The sequence below is a fragment of the Coleofasciculus sp. F4-SAH-05 genome (assembly GCF_040222985.1).
GTDB classification, from domain to species: Bacteria; Cyanobacteriota; Cyanobacteriia; order Cyanobacteriales; family Coleofasciculaceae; genus Coleofasciculus; species Coleofasciculus chthonoplastes.
Map to the genome: position 1 here is coordinate 1 of NZ_JAVKBY010000152.1, position 20,433 is coordinate 20,433.

Genomic DNA, 20,433 nt, shown 5'->3' on the forward strand with positions numbered 1-20,433 from the left:
TCTCTGTGATCAAAGCCTTGGGAAATGGTGCGTTACGCTTCGCTGTGATCAAAGCCTTGGGAAATGGTGCGTTACGCTTCGCTGTGATCAAAGCCTTGGGAAATGGTGCGTTACGCTTCGCTGTGATCAAAGCCTTGGGAAATGGTGCGTTACGCTTCGCTAACGCACCCTACGGTAACTTGTTCACGTTATGCCCCACAATCCTAGCTACCGCTAATCCTGGCTAAATCGCGGGCGTTTTCTTCAAACGCAGCCGTTAGCGCATCATCCCCACTTAACCCGGCTTCCTCGGCTTTATTCAAGCAAGCCAGAACTCGCTTATAATCCCTGGGTATCACCTTGACAAACTTCGGCACCATTTCTGTCCAATTCGCCAAGATGGTTAATCCCAGTTGACTCTTGGTGTACTCGACGTGTTTGGCAATCATTTGGTGGATGATTTCAATCTCCTCCTCATCTTCCAGTTTCTCTAAGTCGGACATCTGGGTATTGCAACGAGTGGCAAAATCCCCTTTCTCATCCAACACATAGGCGACACCGCCACTCATTCCCGCCGCAAAGTTGCGCCCGGTTGGACCCAAAACCACCACTTTACCCCCAGTCATATATTCGCACCCATGATCCCCTACGGCTTCCACTACCGCGTTAACCCCTGAGTTGCGAACACAGAACCGTTCACCTGCCATTCCGCGAATATAAACTTCACCAGAGGTTGCGCCATAGAGGGCGACATTACCGACAATGATATTCTCACGGGGGACAAATGTGGAACGGGCGGGGGGATAGAGGATTAATTTACCTCCGGATAATCCTTTGCCAAAGTAGTCATTGGCATCTCCTTCTAGTTCTAAGCTGACGCCCTTGGGGACAAATGCGCCGAAGCTTTGACCCGCACTTCCTTGGAAATGCAGATGGATGGTATCCTCCGGTAATCCCTGCCAATGACGCTTGGTGATTTCATTGCCTAAAATCGTGCCCACCGCCCGATTGGTATTCTGAATCGGTAGGGTAGCGGTTACTTTTTCACCCTTTGCGATCGCACCTTTGCATAAGTCTAGCAGAACCCTCATATCTAGGGACTTATCCAACCCATGATCCTGGGGAATCTGACAATAGCGCCCAATTTCGGGTCCCACATCCGGTTGATAGAGAATCTGGGATAAATCCAATCCCTTCGCCTTCCAATGATCCACCGCCTGCTTCGCTTCCAAGACATCCACACGCCCCACCATTTCATTTAGGGTGCGGAATCCCAGTTGTGCCATGATTTCCCGCACTTCTTGGGCGACAAAGGTCATGAAGTTCACCGTATGATCCGGATTGCCGATGAAACTCTGACGCAGCAGGGGGTTCTGTGTGGCAATTCCCGCCGGACAGGTGTTTTTTTGACAAACTCGCATCATAATGCAGCCTAGGGACACGAGAGGTGCCGTAGAGAAGCCAAATTCCTCTGCCCCCAGTAGCGCCGCCATGACCACATCGCGCCCCGTCTTCATTTGACCATCGGTTTCCACCACAATCCGCGATCGCAGATCATTTAATACCAAGGTTTGATGGGTTTCCGCAACCCCTAATTCCCAGGGTAATCCGGCGTGTTTAATCGAGGTTTGCGGCGATGCACCCGTTCCGCCATCAAAACCAGAAATGAGTACCACATCCGCATGGGCTTTGGCCACCCCCGCCGCGATAGTTCCCACACCCACCTCAGACACCAGTTTCACATTAATCCGGGCGTCGCGGTTGGCGTTTTTCAGGTCATGAATTAACTCGGCTAAGTCTTCAATTGAGTAGATATCGTGGTGCGGTGGTGGTGAAATTAAGCCGACTCCAGGGGTAGAGTTTCGTACCTTAGCAATCCAAGGATACACCTTCCGCCCCGGTAACTGTCCCCCTTCTCCCGGTTTCGCCCCCTGCGCCATCTTAATTTGGAGTTCCTTGGCTTTAGACAGATACAAACTGTTGACGCCAAACCGCCCGGATGCGACTTGTTTAATCCCGCTGTTCTTAGAATCCCCCTGTTCATTTGTCCAGGTATAGCGTTCGGGATCTTCTCCGCCTTCTCCGGTATTGGATTTCCCGCCAATCCGGTTCATGGCTATGGCTAGGGATTCATGTGCCTCTTTGGAAATTGAACCATAACTCATCGCCCCGGTTTTGAACCGTCGGGTAATCGCTTCCACGGGTTCGACTTCCTCTAAGGGAATCGGGTCGCGTTTTTTGAATTGCAGGAGTCCGCGTAGGGTAAAATGTTGCTGGGTCTGCTCATTAATTAGGGCAGCATATTCTTTGTACAGGTCATAGCTACCCTGACGCACGGCGTTTTGGAGGGCGTGGATGGTTTGGGGACTTAATAGGTGTGCTTCCCCGTCTTTGCGCCACTGATATTCGCCGCCTGCATCTAGGGTATGTCCATTCACTTCTCGGTCTGGGAAGGCGTGACTATGGCGCATAATGGCTTCTTGGGCGATTACGTCTAAATCCGCCCCTTCAATCCGCGTGGCTGTCCAGGTAAAGTATTTATCAACCAGGGCTTGTTTGAGTCCAATGGTTTCAAAGATTTGGGCGCCGCGATAACTTTGGATGGTGGAAATGCCAATCTTGGAGGCGACTTTAATTACCCCTTTGGTGGCGGCTTTGATATAGTTTTTCTGGGCTGTCTGGCGATCGATATTCTCCAGCAAACCCTGACTGATCATATCGTCAATGGTTTCAAACATCAGATAGGGATTAATCCCGCCGCAACCATAACCGACGAGAAGCGCATGATGATGAACTTCGCGAGGTTCTCCGGATTCCAAGACGATTCCCACTTTGGTGCGCGTCTTTTTGCGGATTAGGTGGTGATGTAACCCAGCAACGGCAAGTAAGGCGGGGATGGGTGCATGGTCTTTGTCAACGCCGCGATCGCTGAGAATAATGATACTGGTTCCTTGTGCGATCGCGCTATCCGCTTTCCCACAAATCTCATCCAGCGCTGTTTCCAATCCCTTCACCCCAGCCTTGGGGTCAAATAGAATCGGAAGGGTAACCGATTTAAACTCCCCTTCGGATACATATTTGAGTTTTGCTAATTCCTCGTTCGTCAGAATCGGCGTTTTCAGTTCAATTAAATGACAACTCTGGGGTTCAGGTTCCAGTAAGTTGCGTTCTGAACCAATCGTGGTTTCGGCTGAGGTGATAATTTCTTCCCGAATCGAATCAATCGGGGGATTAGTTACCTGGGCAAAGAGTTGCTGGAAATAATTGTACAGTAACTTCGGGCGATCGGATAACACCGCCAATGGTGTATCCGAACCCATCGAACCCACAGCTTCCACCCCATTCTGTGCCATTGGTGCCATCAGCATCCGTAGTTCCTCGAAGGTATAGCCGAATGCGATTTGTCGTTGAATTAGGGTGTCGGGTTCCGATTGGGGGACTTCTGGCGCATCTTTTAATGTTGCCAGTTCCATCATGTATTCGTCAATCCACTCTTGATAGGGATGTTCGGTAATAATTGCCTGTTTCAATTCCTCATCAGCAATAATCCGCCCCTCTTCCATATTCACCAAGAACATCCGCCCTGGTTGCAAGCGCCCTTTAAACGCCACGTCTTCGGGTTCCACAGGTAACACCCCAGCTTCGGATGCCATAATTACCCGGTCATCTTTGGTCACATAATACCGCGATGGACGCAATCCATTCCGATCCAAAACTGCCCCAATCGTCGTACCATCGGTAAAGGCGATAGACGCAGGACCATCCCAGGGTTCCATCAGACAGGAGTGATATTCATAGAATGCCTTTGTCTCATCACTCATCGACTCATGATTTGTCCAGGGTTCTGGAATCATCATCATTACCGCATGGGGTAATGAACGACCAGACAAGACTAACATTTCTAGGGAGTTGTCGAATATCGCCGAATCACTCCCTTCTAAATCAATAACCGGCTGAATTTTCTCCAAGTCATCGCCAAACAGCTTCGATTTAAACAGCGACTGTCGAGCGTGCATCCAGTTAATATTACCCCGTAAGGTATTAATTTCCCCATTATGGGCGATGTAGCGATAGGGGTGGGCACGTTCCCAACTGGGGAAGGTATTGGTGCTAAACCGTGAATGCACTAAGGCTAGAGCACTTTTGAGATCCGGATCATGGAGTTCGGGATAATATTGTCCCACCTGCATCGGTGTGAGCATCCCTTTGTACACTAGGGTACGACAGGAGAGGCTAGCGATATACCAGCAGGGGTCAACCTCTGACTGACGAATTTCTTTTTCCGCCCGTTTCAGGATCACATAGAGTTTCCGTTCAAAAGACAGATCATCAGCCAGGTTGGGGGAACGCTGGAGGAACACCTGTTGCATGAACGGTTCACCCAGTTTAGCGATACTCCCCAGGGGTGAGTCATCCACGGGAACATCTCGCCAACCCAGAACCGTTTGCCCTTCTTCGGTGGCGATTTTCTCAAAAATCTGGCGACTCTGCTGGCGAATCATCGGATCAGGGGAGGTAAAAATCGCCCCCACCCCATATTCACCGGCGGCTGGTAGGGTAATGTTATCAGCGGCGGCGACTTTCCGCATAAACTGATCCGGGATTTGGATTAAAATCCCCGCGCCATCCCCAGTGTTCGGTTCACAACCACAGGCGCCGCGATGTTCCAGGTTTGCCAGAATCGTTAGCCCTTGTTCCACGATATCGTGAGATTTGTTTCCCTTCATCTGCACGACGAATCCGACACCGCAAGCATCGTGTTCAAACTGTGGATCGTATAAACCTTGTTTTTTCGGCAGTTGGTTGCTTTTCATCTTAAAATGACCCAAAAATGACGAGGGTTGTAGGGGCACCATCCTTGCGCCCGTTTTTCAGTGTACGTTTTTCAGTGTAGAGGTTGGAAAGCTATCTGGTGCAACGTAGCGGAAATCAGTATCCCGTGGAAAAAGGTGCAACAGCTTACTATACAAGCGTTTTTTTATTCTACCTTCTGCCTCAGAGCCTCGGAACCTTGGAGCCTTTTACCTTAACGGAGGATATCCCCGCTGCGACACCACCAGCTTATTTGGATTACGATAAACCAACTCCACCAGAAGTACAAGCCCAGCTTTAACAAAACGATAACATTCAGGGGATTTGGCTTTAATTTAGTTGAGGGTTGAGTTTTGGCGGGAAATGCTTCAAAAAAACAGTATAGTCTGATACTGATATATCCCATAAAATACAGGGATTTTGGGTCAATGTGGATTGTTATAGCAACCGCCATAGCGGTTAGGACACATCATTATCGGTAGGTTTGGGTTTTTCTGCTTGACTATCGGTGGGTTACGGCGGATAGTTTATTAAATAGTTACCGACTCAATTAAATTCCGCCTAACCCACCCTACAGATTACGATAGGCGATCGCACTTAATAATTATCCCAGATTTTCTGAATATCCGTCCGTAGGGGCGGGTTTAGGGATTCAATTGGGCGGCTTACCGATAACTGAACAACAAAACTCGCCCTTTATTCAATGACGCCGTTAAACCTAACAATTGGGCGGCTTACCGATAACTGAGCAACAAAACCCACCCTTTATTCAATAGCGCCGTTAAACCTAACAATTGGGCGGGTTAAAATGGTTATTGGCTTCGTTGAAACGTTGAAAGGCTAAAGCCTTTACTACGAACTACAGACGGATTAAGATGGGCCGCCGATGTGAATATTTCGCACCCGCACGGGGACACAAGCATGGGTCATTTGGGCGATTTGCATGGGTTCACCTTTACCACATAAATTTGTCCCACATTGTTGCCATTCAGACTTAGAGCCGATCGCGTCTACACTATTCCAAAAGTCTGTGGTCATAGAATGATACGTTACATCCTTTAACATTCCTACCACTTTCCCCTTTTCTACCTGCCAAAACCCATCGCCACCAAACTGAAAATTGCGCCGTTGCTGATCAATAGAAAAACTGCCAATGCCATCAATTAAAATACCCTCTTCGGTATCGGCAATCATTTCGGCTAACGTCGCCGTATGACTTCCCCCCTCAACTCCCGGTTCTAAGCCTAAATTGGGAATGCGTACCATCGGCACACTTGACCAACTATCGGCAAAGGCGCTACCATTACTACTGCCTCGCCCTAATCGATAGGCGGTTTCCCGATCAGTGAGATAATCCACTAAAATTCCATCCTTGACAACGTACCACTCTTGTGCAGGTACGCCCTCATCATCATACCCCATGGTACTGCGTCCACCGGGTTGAGTGCGATCGGCTTTGAAATTAACCCAAGGTGCGGCATACTGGAGTTTCCCTAATTTATCAGTTGTCGCGAAACTGGTGCCCGCAAAGTTGGCTTCATAACCGTATACTCGATCCAATTCCGTGGGATGTCCGACGGATTCATGAATTGTCAGCCACAGGTTTGTGGGTTTCAGAATTAGCGTGGAACGAATACCAGAGGGACTTTTTGGCGCATGGACTTTTTCAATCGCTTCTTCTGCAACTCGTTCCACTTGAGAAAGTAAATCCGCTCGGATAACATGCTCATAGCCCTTATTCATCGGCGGGCGTTCATAGCTGCGATTTTGAGCATCTCCATTCGCGATCGCACTACAGCCAAATCCAGGATAAGTCCGATACAGTGTTTGGTGAATCAGCGAACCTTCTGTCGAAGCAAAGGTCTTATCTTCCTTGGTAAATTGTAAATAAGAATAGGCTTTTTTAATCCCCCGTTCCCGATAACCCAGCAGTTGGTCATTAATATGCAACAGTAAATCAGCTTTCTCAGTAATCGGGATACTAAAGGGGTCAATTTCCATCGGAGTGACGTAAGTATCCTGATAGGCGGCGACAGGAACCAGTTGTACCCTTGTCCGCTGAGACAGGCGACTCCCCTTGGCGATTTCCACGGCTAAGGTAACAATCCGTTCCACCTCTGCTGGCGTTTTATAGGGACTCGCGGCAAAACCCCACGCCCCATCCAGTAACACCCGCACCCCAAAGCCAGCACTAACATTATCACAGAGTTGACTCAGGGAGCGATCGCGGGCATAAAGATTTTGATGGCGGTAGGTGCAAAATCGGACATCGCCGTACTCACAGCCAGCTTGACGAATTAAATCAGTCGCCAGTTGAGCCAAATCCGTTGCGGTGGGGGTTGGGGTGAGTGATTTTACCATAGTCTATTGTTAAAATCCATTGACTTATGTTAAATGTATGGTATCGGACTGAAAACCGCTATATTCATCTCTGGCAATAGACAAATTAATTTTCATATCCGACTCAATTTTCTTAGCCCCTTCACCCACCGATTTCGTTGTCGCGATCGCACCGGAAATCGGAGCAGCATACCGGGGTAAAGCGCAAGCCACGAGGGGAATATGGCGATCCGTAACCACAACACCTTGATTAGGATCATAGCCTTGCCATCCCGCACCGGGTAAGTAAATCTCTACCCAAGCATGAAGATATCGTTGCGATCGTTCTAGATTCCCTTCCTGATACCCACTGACAAATCGTGCGCCTAATCTCATCACCCGACAAACGTCCATGAATAGCACCGCTAAATCGCGACAAGAGCCTTTCTTTAAGTCCCAGGTTTTACGGGGAGACCGAGGTGCACCTTTTTCCCGATATTGGGGTTTACAATGGCTGTAGAGATGTTGGTTGAGTGTTTTGACAAAGTTAACGGTATCGCCCTTAACTTGATGGTAAATATCCTGGGCTAATTGCTTGATTGAATCGCCTGAGGAAGGGTCATAAAATTGCTGATAAGGCTGTAACTGAGAGAACCAGTAGTCGGGGTACTTAATCGGTAACTGAGTTGCCCACGGTTCGAGTTGAATGGTATCGGGATTGGTTCGACAGGTTTCGACAACGGATGTAGCGCTGATCGTTAATTGTTCGGTGCTGGTATTAAATAAAAGTTTCGCGATCGCGTTCCCATCCAATTCGATCATCTCAACGATCTTCTCAGGTTTGGGTTCAATCTCCAATCTAAACGAATACAGTTTCTGAGTCCCATCACACCGGGGACGTAGCCTGATGATATGGGGTTTTAAAATAACGGACTGATTATAGGTATAGGTTGTTGTGTGGCAAATTTTATAACGCACTATAATTCGTTAGTGGTCTTATGTTAATAGTCCAAGCTTAAAACCGTGTTAGTTAGCACCAACATTAGTTAGTTGCACCAACTAATGCGGCTACTTCTTTTGAAATTTCTCCCTGTTGTGCGGCTAATAAATCGTGTCCGATATATTGGGATTTTTCAGGGTCAAAGTATCTTGGTTTTACAGACATTAAACTTTTCGGTATACTAAAAAAGTCATACCCTAGTTTCCTAAGTATTTTAACTGTAGGATGTTTATCCACTAAATGACTAGAACTATGAAGCTCTACAAGTATTATATCAGGATGATTATTATAAAATGCATCGTATGCACCTTGTAATACTTGGGGTTCAAAGCCTTCTACATCAATTTTTACAAAACGTATCTTTTTACTTTCTATGTCGCTCAAAACCGATGATAGAGGTTTGACCGGAACCAAGATATTCGTTACATTTTGTTTAAATTTTTTAATCAATGAGGCTGATCCACTATGGTCTATAGGGATTCTCATTTCAAGGGTGGCATCTTCCGCACCCAGGGCAAAAGGGTGAAGCATTACATTAGTTACACGATTGTACTCTAGTGCTTCTGTAATCAAGTGTTGCATTTGTGGGTTTGGCTCAAACGCATGTACATAGCCAGCTTCACCAACAATAGATGCCAGCGTAAATGTAACTAAACCAATATTTGCTCCTATATCTAAAGCCACATCTCCGGGACGTACAAGTTTTTGGCATAGCCAAGTTATCTTCCGATCACAATCACCCGTGTAAAATACAGCACGTCCGTTAAAATCACTGAGTGATGCACGTATATATTTTCCGTTTGGTAACCGAGTCCAAACTATTTCATCACTCTCACCTGCAATTTTTCTAATCCACAGAGAATTACCTATAGTACCACAACCACTATAGAAAGGATAAAAATGTAATATTCTAGCTATAATTTTTTGTCTCAAATTTGGCATTTTTTATTCCTTTTTATAACGTTTGAATACTACTAAAAAAACAAAACTTCTCAATCTATTATGCATCTAGATAAATTGGTAATGAACAATGAACAATGAACAATATGGGTGCACCACAATGATTTTGTCGTTCTTGAGATTATGGTTTAAGTACCGAACAGCTTACAACTTTTTCGGATAATGTTAACCAACTGGTTCTACCGCACAAAATGTTTTCGAGATTTGATTGCCGACTTGATTAATTTCGATTTGCATTTGATTCAAAAACTCATGCAAGCCATCCTCAAAAACATCTTCTATGGTCAGATATCCGAGTTGAGAACACAAGCGCCCTAACCCCCGTTCGGCTGGGTTGCACCAAGTTCCACGGGGGGTGCTAGTAATTTGATGCAATGATTGTTCCGCTTGCGCCAAACAGAAGTGAATGGAGCGGGGAAACTGGCGGTTTAAAATCAGAAACTCAGCCACCCCATTCGGCGTAATCCGATGCTGAGACTTGCGATACATTTCATAAGCACTAGCCGATTTGAGCAATGCCATCCATTGAATTTGATCCAATGGCGTTCCCACCCACTGTATCGAAGGCAATAACACAAAATACTTCACATCGAGAATTCGGGTTGTTTTATCTGCCCGTTCTAATAATCTACCCAGTTGCCCAAAATGCCACCCCTCATTATGGGTCATTGTGGCATCCATCACCCCAGCAAAGCGATGGCTAGCCAGTTTAACTTGGGTGAAAAAATCAGGCAATGCTCCCGATGCTCCTCCTTGAGACGCCTCTTTAACCATGAGAAAAAATTGATTGACTTCTTCCCACATTTCTGAAGATATCACTTCCCGAACCGAACGAGCATTCTCGCGAGCCAGTTGGAGTACCGATAAAATTGAATTGGGATAGTTCGAGTCAAAGGTAAGGAAGTGTATCACATTTTCCGACGTCGCCTCCCCGTAGCGATCGCGGAATAAATCTCGATCCCCCGTTGTAATCACCAAGGGTTCCCACTGCTGGGTGACTCCGGGTGGCATATCCAGCATGGAATTTAAGTTAACATCCACAAACCGGGCAATATTTTCTGCCCGTTCGATATAGCGATTGAGCCAATAGATAGAATCAGCAACCCGACTTAGCATAAATTAGTCCTTTGTCATTCGTCATTCGTCATTCGTGATTCGTCATTTGTCATTTGTTATTCGTGATTCGTGATTCGTGATTCGTCATTTGTCATTTGTCATTTGTCATTCGTCATTCGTCATTTGTCATACTCGCTCCCTTGAGAAGCAAGCTACGTCATTCGTCCTTTGCCCGATTGGTTTAGGAGTGGTTAAGTACCCAGGTATCCTTACTTCCGCCCCCTTGGGATGAATTCACCACCAGAGAACCCTTTCTCAACGCCACACGGGTTAATCCACCGGGATGAACATAAATATCATCTCCCCGATGTAAAATGTAAGGGCGTAAATCGACATGGCGTCCTTCCACCTGATCATCAATCAAGGTTGGCACTCGCGACAAGCAGAGGATCGGTTGAGCAATATAATTGCGGGGATTGGCTTTAATCCGTTCCGCGAAATCTGCCCGTTCTACCTCGGTGGAACTTGAACCCACCAACATTCCATAACCTCCTGATTCATTAGCCGCCTTCACCACTAATTTTTCTAAATTATTCAGGACATAGTTACGGTCTTTTTCCTGCCAACATAAATAGGTGGGGACGTTGGCTAAAATTGGCTCTTCTCCCAGGTAATACCGAATCATTTCTGGGACATAAGCATAGACCACCTTATCATCGGCTACACCTGTTCCGGGTGCATTAGCTAAGGCGACTCGCCCTTGGCGATACACCTCCATCAATCCCGGTACGCCTAAGAAGGAATCCGGACGAAAGACTTGAGGATCTAAAAAATCATCATCTACACGACGATACACCACATCTACTCGCCGCAATCCTTTCGTCGTCCGCATTTGCAAATAGCCATCCACGACGACTAAATCTCGACCTTCCACCAGTTCCACACCCATTTGCTGGGCTAAAAAGGAATGTTCAAAGTAGGCTGAGTTGTAAATACCGGGAGTAAGGACAACAACCGTGGGATCAGGGAGTTGAGGTGGCGCTAAATTGAGCAGGGTTTCTAGCAAGTGGCTGGGATAATCGTCCACGGGTTGAATTGCCAGGGTTTGGAAGATTGCCGGGAATGTACTTTTCATCACCCGCCGATTTTCCAGAACATAAGAGATGCCCGAAGGTACACGCAGGTTATCTTCCAGAACATACCATTGACCCTCGCGATCGCGCACTAAATCCGTACCGGTAATGTGACACCAGACATCGCTTGGCGGCTTTAAGCCGACGCAAGGCTTGAGAAATCCCGTTGCCGAAAACACAACTTCGTGGGGGATTTTGCCATCGTTAAGAATAAGCTGTTCCCCATACATATCCTTGAGGAAGAGGTTCAGCGCTCTAATCCGTTGTTTGAGTCCACCCTCTAAGGTTTGCCATTCCTGAGCCGAGATAATCCGGGGAATAATATCAAAAGGGAACACCCGTTCGATGCCCTGATTATCACTGTAGACGCTAAAGGTTACGCCTAACTTGAGCAGAGCAATTTGAGCCGTTTCCCGGTGTCGCTGGAGTTCATCAGGGCGTAATCCCTGCATCCACTTAATTAAGGCAGCGGCTGATGGTCGTGGCTGCCCTTTGGCTGAGAACAGCTCATCATAGAAGTCTTCTGGATTGTAGAGATCCCATTGTACTGCCACGTTTACTACACCCCTCCTCCTTGATGTATACCCTACGTATTCCAAGATTGGTCGAAATTGGATCTAGAACTGTAGTGAATATTACCGTTTGCGGGTAGTGCAAGTAAAGATATAGCCTTACCAAGGCAGATTAAGACATTCTGTACAATTCCCTGTTGCCTGTTATCTATTAATTGTGGGCAATGGGGGTGGCGACTCTAACCGCAGTGGCGCAAAATAACGACTCTTAACTACACTCGTTGGCTTCCAGGGTGGATGCCAATAGACCTCTTGAATCACGGCTTTGGCATCATCCGGTAACCATTGGAAACTGACAACGCTGATGTTATTACATCCCACAATTTCGTCACCCTCTTGTAACCAGCGATTGCGCCATAACCAGGATAGAGAACCGAATAAAACTCTTCGCCATAAGGGTGGCTTTTTGCTGGATTCTGGCTGAGGATGTCGTTTCAGCCAAGGAACGGGTTCAGCTTTTTGGCGTTTACTCCATTCTGTCCGATACCGCCAGTCGGGTTGCGATCGCGCATCTTTGAGGGCGACTTGCCAAGCGATGTCCCCATTGCCTTGAGGGGAATGAATTTGCTGCCAAAAGGGTTCCTGATTGGGAACGGGCAAATCCTGGATAATCACTTTACCGGGAGTAGCGATCATTTCCACCAGTTGCGGTGGCTGTTGCCATCCGACCCAATATTCGGGTTGTTCTAATGCCAGTGATTTAACTTTAGTATGAACTAAATACGTCTTCAACTCAGCATTTTTGATCGAACTGGAGGTTAACTGGACTAGCACCGATGCCGCATCTTGATTGTCCCTCTCTTCAGCTTCCCAGACATAGCCGGCTGTTTGTCTCTGGAGTTTCCCACGCAGATTTGACCAATAGTTGAGGCGAACCACGGAGCCATAGTGAATATCTCCCGACAGCAGCACAATGCGATCGCGTCGCTGAAATAGGGCGGTTAACAGCTTACTAAAGGCGACATCGTGAAAGTTCCACGAATCCCCCACATCTGTGCCAAATACTTTACCCTGATGCCAATGCCACCGTTGGGCGATATCCACTAACGACGCATGGATCAGGTTTGTCGGTAAAACAATTAATGTGGCTTCAATCCTCGACTTGCCCGCTGCTTTAAGCTGATCGGTTTTGTCTAGAGGAGCTTCAATCTGCTGATCAAAGGCTGTCGGGGATAATAGCATTGGCGGCGCGATCGCTTGCTCCTCTCCCATGGGAAAACCGCGCCACGTCCGCGTATCTAAGACGATAACTTCGTGCTTAAAACTTCTAACGCTATAGTGCCAGGTTAAAGTTGGAGTGCGATCGCTATAGTCTCGATTCAGAATTAAAACCGTTCCATCCTGTCTCAACCTTGGTAGTCCTGTTTCAGCGTCAATCTCAGGGACTCCCAAATATTTTCCCATCGTTTCCCAGGCGGATGCATCTGTCCCGGCGGATGCTGACCATTGTTGCAACGCTTGCAAGAATTTTTCTCCTGGTTGCCCCGAGTTAAACTGTTCGGGTGTATTTCCCCACGCCTGACACAGGGCATAAGCTAATAGTCCATTTTGGACGATTTGTCTACCCAGGGGTTTGCCCAAAACTCGGTTGCACCACTCCCGATTCAAATACCAGTCATCGCTAACATCGTGGTCATCAAAAACCATATAGGTAGGCACATTCGCTAGCGATCGCCTGACTTGCCACAAATACCTAGAAAAGTCTTGAATGGCATCAACTTCCTCATCCCATGATTTCGGCTTTTTCCCTCCTGTCTTGCCTTTGGTCAAGGGATTTACCCAAAGGATTGGCGACCAAGATAACAGATACATCGCCAAATATTCACCCAAACTAAATAGATGGCTTTTAGAGCGTTGAGGTTGATTCTCCAGCATCGCGGTTAAGCCAGCATACTTTCGGGCAATTTCTGTGCGCTGTCCGGGTTTCCATTCACTCACTTTTTTCCAGGAATACCCATTGACAAAATCCCCTTTATAGGGCATAATTTCCTGCCAACCCAGTAACGTATTCCCGACATCGCTGAGGGCGGCTAACAGGGGATCAGCCACATCATCGGCGTAAATTTGGTCTCCGGTTAAAAAGAGTTGATGAGGTCTATGATTGGGTTGATCGGCTGACTGTTCGATCAAACCATCCAGCAGGGGTAGGGCATCTTGTCCATTTCCATGGGCTTTGCGACAGGAACCATGAACGATCCGCAGATGATTTAAATCATCCGGCGGCATGGCAAAGGTGGGCAGATTGTGGTCTAAATAGCTAATGGTGATCAGGGGAAAAACGTCTCTGGCGTTGAGAGCGTCGTTGAGGGTTTGATTGCGATCGCCAAAGTCCAAATCGTAGGCATAAATTTGTCCCGGTTCAAGTAAGTATCCATCAACGGGTTTAGCCGTTACCGCAACAATATGCAGGTATTTGCCCACAGCTACAGTGGCGCGTGATCCAGCCAGCCGTTCCCGATCAACAGTTTTCCCCTGACCTGCGATCGTGGTATAAACTCGAAGCCTGACTAGACTCGGCGCTTTCAGTGCCAGCCAAACCGTGACGCTATCCGGATCAGTACGCCGCAATATGGGACCGGCTAAAATGAGCGGCAGGTGTGTCAGTTGTTGCTCATTTGTCATTTGTCATTTGTCATTTGTCATTTGTCATTTGTCATTCAACCGGATATTCTACTATGTGAACTACTATTGCCAGGAGAAGACGGCTATTGGCTGATCCGTCAAATCAGAGGCTTAGAGACAAAACGAGGGTATCATGTTGCCGCGATCGCAGTGACGGTGGCGGCTACTGAGCAAGAGCGGCAACTCGCCCTAGCCGCAGGGTTTGACAGCCATATCGCCAAACCGCTCAAGGTTGATGATTTATTAGCGATCGCGGCTATCCTTGAGCAGAGAAAACTTTGTCCCCAAGCACAATAAGCTAAGACACCTCAAAATTTTATATGTTCAATCAGGTAGAATATAACTCGTCTTAACCCGGAGATGAGAGAGAAACGCTTTGGTGATGAACGATTTATTAAAAGGCATCAATGTCTACCTGATTGGCATGATGGGTGTCGGTAAAACCACCGTAGGACAACGATTGGCAAAAGAACTCGGCTATCGTTTTGTAGACACAGATGTCCTGATTGAGCAAGTAGCAGGAGAAACCATTAACCAGATTTTTGCTGACAGGGGGGAGGACGAATTTCGCCAGTTAGAAGCTCAAGTCTTGTCAGAAGTATCCGCTTACACTAACTTGACTGTTGCCACAGGTGGTGGCATTGTACTCAAACAGATGAATTGGAGTTATCTACACCAAGGTTTAATTGTCTGGTTAGATGCACCTGTAAACCTATTAATACAGCGTCTGCAAGATGATACCACACGCCCCTTATTACAAACAACCGATCCAACAGCCGCACTGCAAAAATTACTTGACAAACGGCGTCATTTGTATGCAGAATCCGACCTTCACATTCCAATTAGTGTCAGTGATACACCGGAATTCATTACATCACAGATAATGGCAGCAATTCCTTCAGTTCTTAAATAAAATCAAAGGAGTAGGCTGGGTCGAGAGACGAGACCAAACAAACAAAAAATTGATGTAAATCTGTTTGATTTTATTGCTAATTATTTAAAATAATTTAAGACATCAAACAATAAAAATAGATCGTGCATTAAAGAAGAAAAAAAATGAATTTAAAAAAATCAAGAAAAGCAGCAAATAAAAATAAAATAGTCCTATCAGCCTTAATTAATGACCCAGATTGGCAGAAAAATAATTGGCTTCGTATTGCTTTAAGCGTAAAAGGCTCAGTCATTATAGCTATTTTGCCTCGCGTCATCTTGTGCAGTATTTTTGGTTTAGTTATTTCACTATTTCATGAGTTTGGATTTTCCGTATCTTTGCCCGTTTTGAGTGGAGTGGTTCCCAGTCTTGTCTTAGGTTTACTTTTAGTTTTCCGAACCAATACGGCTTACGAACGTTTTTGGGAAGGTCGTAAAATCTGGGGAATGATAGTTAATACAGTTCGCAACTTGGCTCGTCATATTTGGACTGCAATCGCCGAAAATAGCTCAGAAGATAAACAGGCTAAAGAGGAAACCTTGCGCTTATTAGTAGCGTTTGCTGTAGCGACTAAGCAACATCTCCGAAGAGAGCGATTGCACCATGAATTAGAACCGTTGATGTCAGCAGAGCAATATCAAATCCTCCAATCCATGAATCACCCACCCCTGGAAATTGCTTTTTGGATTGGAGATTATCTGCAAAAGCAGCATGAACGGGATTACCTCAACACCTATCAACTCACTGCCATGGTGAAGTTACTCGATACACTGGTTGACCTTTTAGGGATGTGTGAACGGATTCTCAAAACTCCTATCCCTTTAGCTTATTCAATTCATTTGAAGCAATTGTTATTAATTTATTGCCTATCACTGCCATTTCCTATGGTTAATGAACTGAATTGGCTAACTGGGGTAGTTGTGGGTGTAATTAGTTTTGCTGTGTTTGGGATTGAGGAAATTGGCATTGAAATCGAAAATCCATTTGGTTATGACACCAATGACTTACCCTTAGAGACAATTTGCACGACCATGCAACACAATATTGAAGATTTAATCAGGCTATATCCTTCTGTGAGGTATTGGAAAATGACAAATAACGAATAAAGACAAATTAGTCTTGTGAAATGTCGCGGGTAGCCAGATTCAAATAAAATTAAATGAGTAGGTTGTGTCGATAAACGAGACCCAATAAACAAAAAAATGATACCAGTTTTTTGGGTTTAACTTCGTTTACTCCAACCGACAAAATGTTGTGATTAATCAATTATTCCCATTGGTTCAGAATATCTTTGATTAAAACCTCTTTTAACCAAACCTGAGCCACAACAACAATAGGAAGCGCTAAAAACAAACCAAATATGCCGAAAAATATCGCAAAAGCAATCTGAGACAATAACGTAATTGCTGGCAGTAGAGATACCTGTTTTTGCATAACCAGCGGCGTTAAAATATTACTTTCTATTTGTTGAATAGCCACGTATAAAATTACCACAGCTACTGTCTTCCATGGCGAATCAATTAAAGCTAAAGCTACAGGCGGAATCACACTCAAAGTGGGTCCTAAATTGGGGATAAATGTGAATATACCCGCTAACAAACCATTCGCTAGAGGCAATTGTACCTGCAAAATCCATAACCCAAGCCCACTCAATATAGCAATTACCGTCATGTTAAAGAGAATACCGACTGCCCAACCTCCCAGAGTATCTTCACATTCATCGATAATCTCCTGAACTCGGTGGCGATAAAAGGCGGGAAAAAGGAGGATAAAAACTTTGCGATAAGGTTCGGGATTGGCGAGTAACATAATGGTTACCACTATCACTAGCAACATATTCAAGACTATACCAATTGAACTGTAGAACATATCAAAAAAGTTGCCAAAGAGTTTTGTTGCCCATGAACGCAGATCTTGGGTAAAGACTTTCAAGCCACCAATCTCCTCTAAAAGTCCATCGGGAACTACATTCCTCAGCCAGTTTGCCCAAGGTAATCAGTTGTCAGTTATCAGTTATCACAGACTTAGCACAAATGCCACTGACTTTAGAGTTTGTAGTCAGCGCTTTAGCGCTTCTGGCACTAAAGTGCCTACTACGAACCCAGCTTAAGTCAGTGCCATTCGACTTAGCACTGCTGATTGATAACTGTTCACTGATCACTGTTTACTGACTTTACACTTGATGTTATACAGTCACCTGAGTTTTCCGATTCTCTGTAGAGGCTTTTAACTTCTCCTCCCGTGCCAAAAACTCCGCCAACTGTCCCTCAATCTGATCCCGGACAATATGACGATATTCCATAAAATGCTCGTTGTGAGCGCAAACAATTAAATAATGCTCCCAAACCGCTGGATTTTGCCGAATCATACTAAATAAATGATGCCAAAACTTCCAGCGTGTTTTCCGTTTCAGCCCCTGTCGCCAACACACAATTGCCACTGCCTTTAAATCTACCCAACTCGGCAATTTAAATGGCGGTTTACACTTGGGTTCTCCGAGTTTCAGGAAATACCGATACACCCGATCTAAATATTGCTCCGGCTCATATAATTGCCAAAACGCCTCGACATATTCCCGGGCAATTTCTTCTAAAGGGCGAGTGGGGATAAAATTCATTAACGTGGTCTGGTTAATATTACCATCCTTGCCCCGGAGTCGTTCCTCCTTATCTAACCGATGCCACAAAGCTGTATTCGGTAACGCTTGCAACATGGCAAAGGTTGTAGTCGGAATACCTGTCTGTTCAGCAAACCGAACAATCCGCGAACCCGCACCCGATTTTTCCCCATCAAAACCGACAATAAAACCAGCAATCACCCGCAATCCTGCCTCAGTAATAATATCCACTGATTCAGCCAACGAACTGCGGGTATTTTGGAATTTCTTGGTCAACTGTAAACTATCCTCATCCGGTGTTTCAATTCCCAGAAACACGGCATCAAAATAGCACTCGACCATTAATTTCATCAGTTCAGTGTCTTGTGCCAAGTCAACAGAGGCTTCGGTATTAAATCGGAAAGGATACTGGTGTGCTTCTTGCCAAACCTTTAATTCTTTCAGCAATAACTTGACATTCCGCTTATTGCCAATGAAATTATCATCAACCATAAACACACCCCGCCGCCATCCCAGTTCATAGAGATAGTCTAATTCTGCCAATAACTGGGCGGGTGTTTTCGTCCGGGGCTTGCGTCCATAGAGGACAATAATATCGCAAAATTCACATTGAAACGGACAACCGCGCGAGAATTGCACCGACATTGAATCATAAGCATCCAATTCCAATAAATCAAACCGAGGAATTGGCGTGCTTGTCACATCCGGTTTTTTCCCATTGGAACGGAATATGCCTGTCTCATCTCCCCGTTGAATCGCCTCGACAAACAGGGGTAATGTAATTTCGCCTTCGTCTAAAATCAGATAATCAGTTCCCGCCTGCTGCACCCCATCGGGAACAGATGTGGGGAAAGGACCCCCACAAGCCACCCGTTTCCCTCGCCGTTTGGCTTCCCGTATTTGTGCCAGTAAATCCGCTTTTTGGACAATCATCGCTGAAAGAATCACAATATCCGCCCATTCCCATTCCGCTTCAGTGACGGCTCGGATATTGCGATCCACCAGTTTAAATTCCCACGTCTGTGGTAAAATAGCCGCAACAGTGACCAACCCTAAAGGAGGCAGCAAAACTTTGCGATCGACTAATTCTAATATTTTTTCATAAGACCAGAATGTCTTGGGAAAGAGGGGATAGACGAGTAATGCTTTCATATTAGAACTAAATCACCTAAACTTTGTTATCGGATAATAGTACAAGTTTTAACACAAAGATCCGGTTAAAGTAACAAATCAAACCTCATGAATTTCGAGTGAGTGCTTTTATCCCCTAAAGCAAACTTGTCAGGTGATAACTTATCGTTTCTCGAATTCTACAAAACCTTCCCTCAAAACTTCTCAAATCCTCTGCGCCCCTCTGCGTAACCCTCTGCGTTACTCTGCGTTGAAAAAATATAATCTTCACTCCATCATGCCACCATCTGACCTAAAAATAGTCTCCCTACTCCCCAGCGCCACCGAGATTGTCGCCGCTTTAGGATTAACCGATGCAATTGTCGGGCGATCGCACGAATGCGACTATCCTCCCGAAATCCAAAGCCGCCCCATTTGTACCGAAGCGCGACTGGATGCAGAAAAACCCAGCGCCCAAATTGACCGGGATGTGCGTCGCTTAGTCAAGGACGCCCTGAGCCTCTACCAAATTAAAACCGATATCCTAGAACAATTACAACCCACCCACATTGTTACTCAAGATCAATGTGATATCTGTGCGGTCAATCTTCCAGAGGTGGAGAAAGCGGTTGCTGAACTCACCCACAGTCAGCCAAAAGTGATTTCCTTGCAGCCGAATCAATTAAGCGACGTGTGGGCAGATATTGAACGAGTAGCGGCTACATTAGGCGTAGACGCGCAACCCTTGCTGAATCAACTCCAATCTCGTGTGGACACCATTCAGCACATGACACAGAACCTCTCCCTCGCCAATCAACCCACAGTCGCCGCAATTGAATGGATTGATCCGTTAATGGCGAGTGGTAACTGGATTCCCGAATTAGTCGATATAGCTGGAGGTCATCATTTATTTGCCGCTTTGGGTAAGCATTCGCCGTACTTAGAATGGGATGCACTGCTGAAAACTGACCCCCAGGTGATGATTATTATGCCCTGTGGTTTTGATTTAGAGCGAACCCATCAGGAAACCCAGCAGTTAAGTCAGCGTCCAGAATGGTCAGAGTTACAGGCGGTACGGAATCAGAGAGTGTATATTACCGATGGCAATGCTTATTTTAATCGTCCCGGACCCCGATTAGTGGATTCGTTAGAAATTTTGGCAGAAATTCTGCATCCAGAATTATTTAATTTTGGGTATCGTGGAAAGGCTTGGGACGTTGTAGAGACGTAGCATGCTACGTCTTGAATGTTGTGTAGGGGCGGGTTTCACTACTAACAGGTCTTACCTCACCCTGATGTAACTAAACCCGCCCCGACTAGGT

At 46.0% G+C, this 20,433-nt stretch carries 15 protein-coding genes; 6 read left to right on the forward strand and 9 right to left on the reverse strand.

All coding sequences use genetic code 11. The features are described 5' to 3' along the window. Positions 1-227 (forward strand): hypothetical protein (locus RIG27_RS18120; RefSeq protein WP_446347417.1); only part of this gene is annotated, 227 nt, incomplete at its 5' end. On the opposite strand, the gene gltB is transcribed toward RIG27_RS18120, so the two are convergent. Further along, entirely contained in the window at positions 204-4,793 is a 4,590-nt protein-coding gene (gene gltB / locus RIG27_RS18125) for a glutamate synthase large subunit (protein WP_446347505.1), read from the reverse strand. The two genes, RIG27_RS18120 and gltB, sit on opposite strands and share 24 nt — an antisense overlap. Positions 4,794-4,891: 98 nt before the next feature. Between gltB and RIG27_RS18130 the strand changes: the two genes are divergently transcribed. After that, positions 4,892-5,092, forward strand: a complete 201-nt coding sequence (locus tag RIG27_RS18130; RefSeq protein ID WP_446347419.1) for a hypothetical protein — start codon at positions 4,892-4,894, stop codon at positions 5,090-5,092. A gap of 569 nt (positions 5,093-5,661) precedes the next feature. Here the strand turns inward: RIG27_RS18130 and RIG27_RS18135 are convergent. From RIG27_RS18135 to RIG27_RS18160, 6 genes are all read right to left on the reverse strand, one after another. After that, entirely contained in the window at positions 5,662-7,152 is a 1,491-nt protein-coding gene (locus tag RIG27_RS18135) for a TldD/PmbA family protein (protein WP_446347421.1), read from the reverse strand. 24 nt (positions 7,153-7,176) lie between these two features. Then, the gene (locus RIG27_RS18140; protein ID WP_446347423.1) at positions 7,177-8,088 is read right to left on the reverse strand and encodes a transglutaminase family protein; all 912 of its coding nucleotides are present in this window, start codon (positions 8,086-8,088) and stop codon (positions 7,177-7,179) included. A 64-nt stretch (positions 8,089-8,152) separates the two neighbouring features. Continuing rightward, positions 8,153-9,052: an FkbM family methyltransferase gene (locus RIG27_RS18145; protein WP_446347425.1), complete on the reverse strand. Its 900-nt coding sequence runs from the start codon at positions 9,050-9,052 to the stop codon at positions 8,153-8,155. A 183-nt stretch (positions 9,053-9,235) separates the two neighbouring features. Then, positions 9,236-10,186 carry an alpha-E domain-containing protein gene (locus tag RIG27_RS18150; RefSeq protein ID WP_446347427.1) on the reverse strand — a complete coding sequence of 317 codons (951 nt, stop codon included), beginning with the start codon at positions 10,184-10,186 and terminating at the stop codon, positions 9,236-9,238. A 181-nt stretch (positions 10,187-10,367) separates the two neighbouring features. Further along, entirely contained in the window at positions 10,368-11,813 is a 1,446-nt protein-coding gene (locus RIG27_RS18155) for a circularly permuted type 2 ATP-grasp protein (RefSeq protein WP_446347429.1), read from the reverse strand. 162 nt (positions 11,814-11,975) lie between these two features. Continuing rightward, the gene (locus RIG27_RS18160) at positions 11,976-14,453 is read right to left on the reverse strand and encodes a PhoD-like phosphatase (protein ID WP_446347431.1); all 2,478 of its coding nucleotides are present in this window, start codon (positions 14,451-14,453) and stop codon (positions 11,976-11,978) included. On the opposite strand from RIG27_RS18160, the gene RIG27_RS18165 reads away from it, so the two are divergent. The 3 genes from RIG27_RS18165 (at position 14,427) to RIG27_RS18175 (ending at position 16,490) form a co-directional block, all read left to right on the forward strand. Beyond that, positions 14,427-14,750: a response regulator gene (locus tag RIG27_RS18165; RefSeq protein ID WP_446347433.1), complete on the forward strand. Its 324-nt coding sequence runs from the start codon at positions 14,427-14,429 to the stop codon at positions 14,748-14,750. The two genes, RIG27_RS18160 and RIG27_RS18165, sit on opposite strands and share 27 nt — an antisense overlap. A gap of 85 nt (positions 14,751-14,835) precedes the next feature. After that, the gene (locus RIG27_RS18170) at positions 14,836-15,366 is read left to right on the forward strand and encodes a shikimate kinase (RefSeq protein WP_446347435.1); all 531 of its coding nucleotides are present in this window, start codon (positions 14,836-14,838) and stop codon (positions 15,364-15,366) included. Positions 15,367-15,509: 143 nt separating this feature from the next. Then, the gene (locus tag RIG27_RS18175; RefSeq protein WP_446347437.1) at positions 15,510-16,490 is read left to right on the forward strand and encodes a bestrophin family protein; all 981 of its coding nucleotides are present in this window, start codon (positions 15,510-15,512) and stop codon (positions 16,488-16,490) included. Between the two features lie 160 nt (positions 16,491-16,650). Here RIG27_RS18175 and RIG27_RS18180 read toward each other — a convergent pair whose 3' ends face one another. Together RIG27_RS18180 and RIG27_RS18185 are read right to left on the reverse strand one after the other, a co-directional pair. Continuing rightward, positions 16,651-17,316, reverse strand: coding sequence for an AI-2E family transporter (locus RIG27_RS18180; RefSeq protein WP_446347439.1), 666 nt, complete (start codon positions 17,314-17,316; stop codon positions 16,651-16,653). 253 nt (positions 17,317-17,569) lie between these two features. Next, on the reverse strand, positions 17,570-19,153 hold the full coding sequence (locus RIG27_RS18185; RefSeq protein WP_446347441.1) for a B12-binding domain-containing radical SAM protein: 1,584 nt from the start codon (positions 19,151-19,153) through the stop codon (positions 17,570-17,572). A gap of 256 nt (positions 19,154-19,409) precedes the next feature. Here RIG27_RS18185 and RIG27_RS18190 point away from each other — a divergent pair, with 256 nt between their 5' ends. Further along, positions 19,410-20,342: a cobalamin-binding protein gene (locus tag RIG27_RS18190; protein WP_446347443.1), complete on the forward strand. Its 933-nt coding sequence runs from the start codon at positions 19,410-19,412 to the stop codon at positions 20,340-20,342. Positions 20,343-20,433 lie beyond the last annotated feature (91 nt).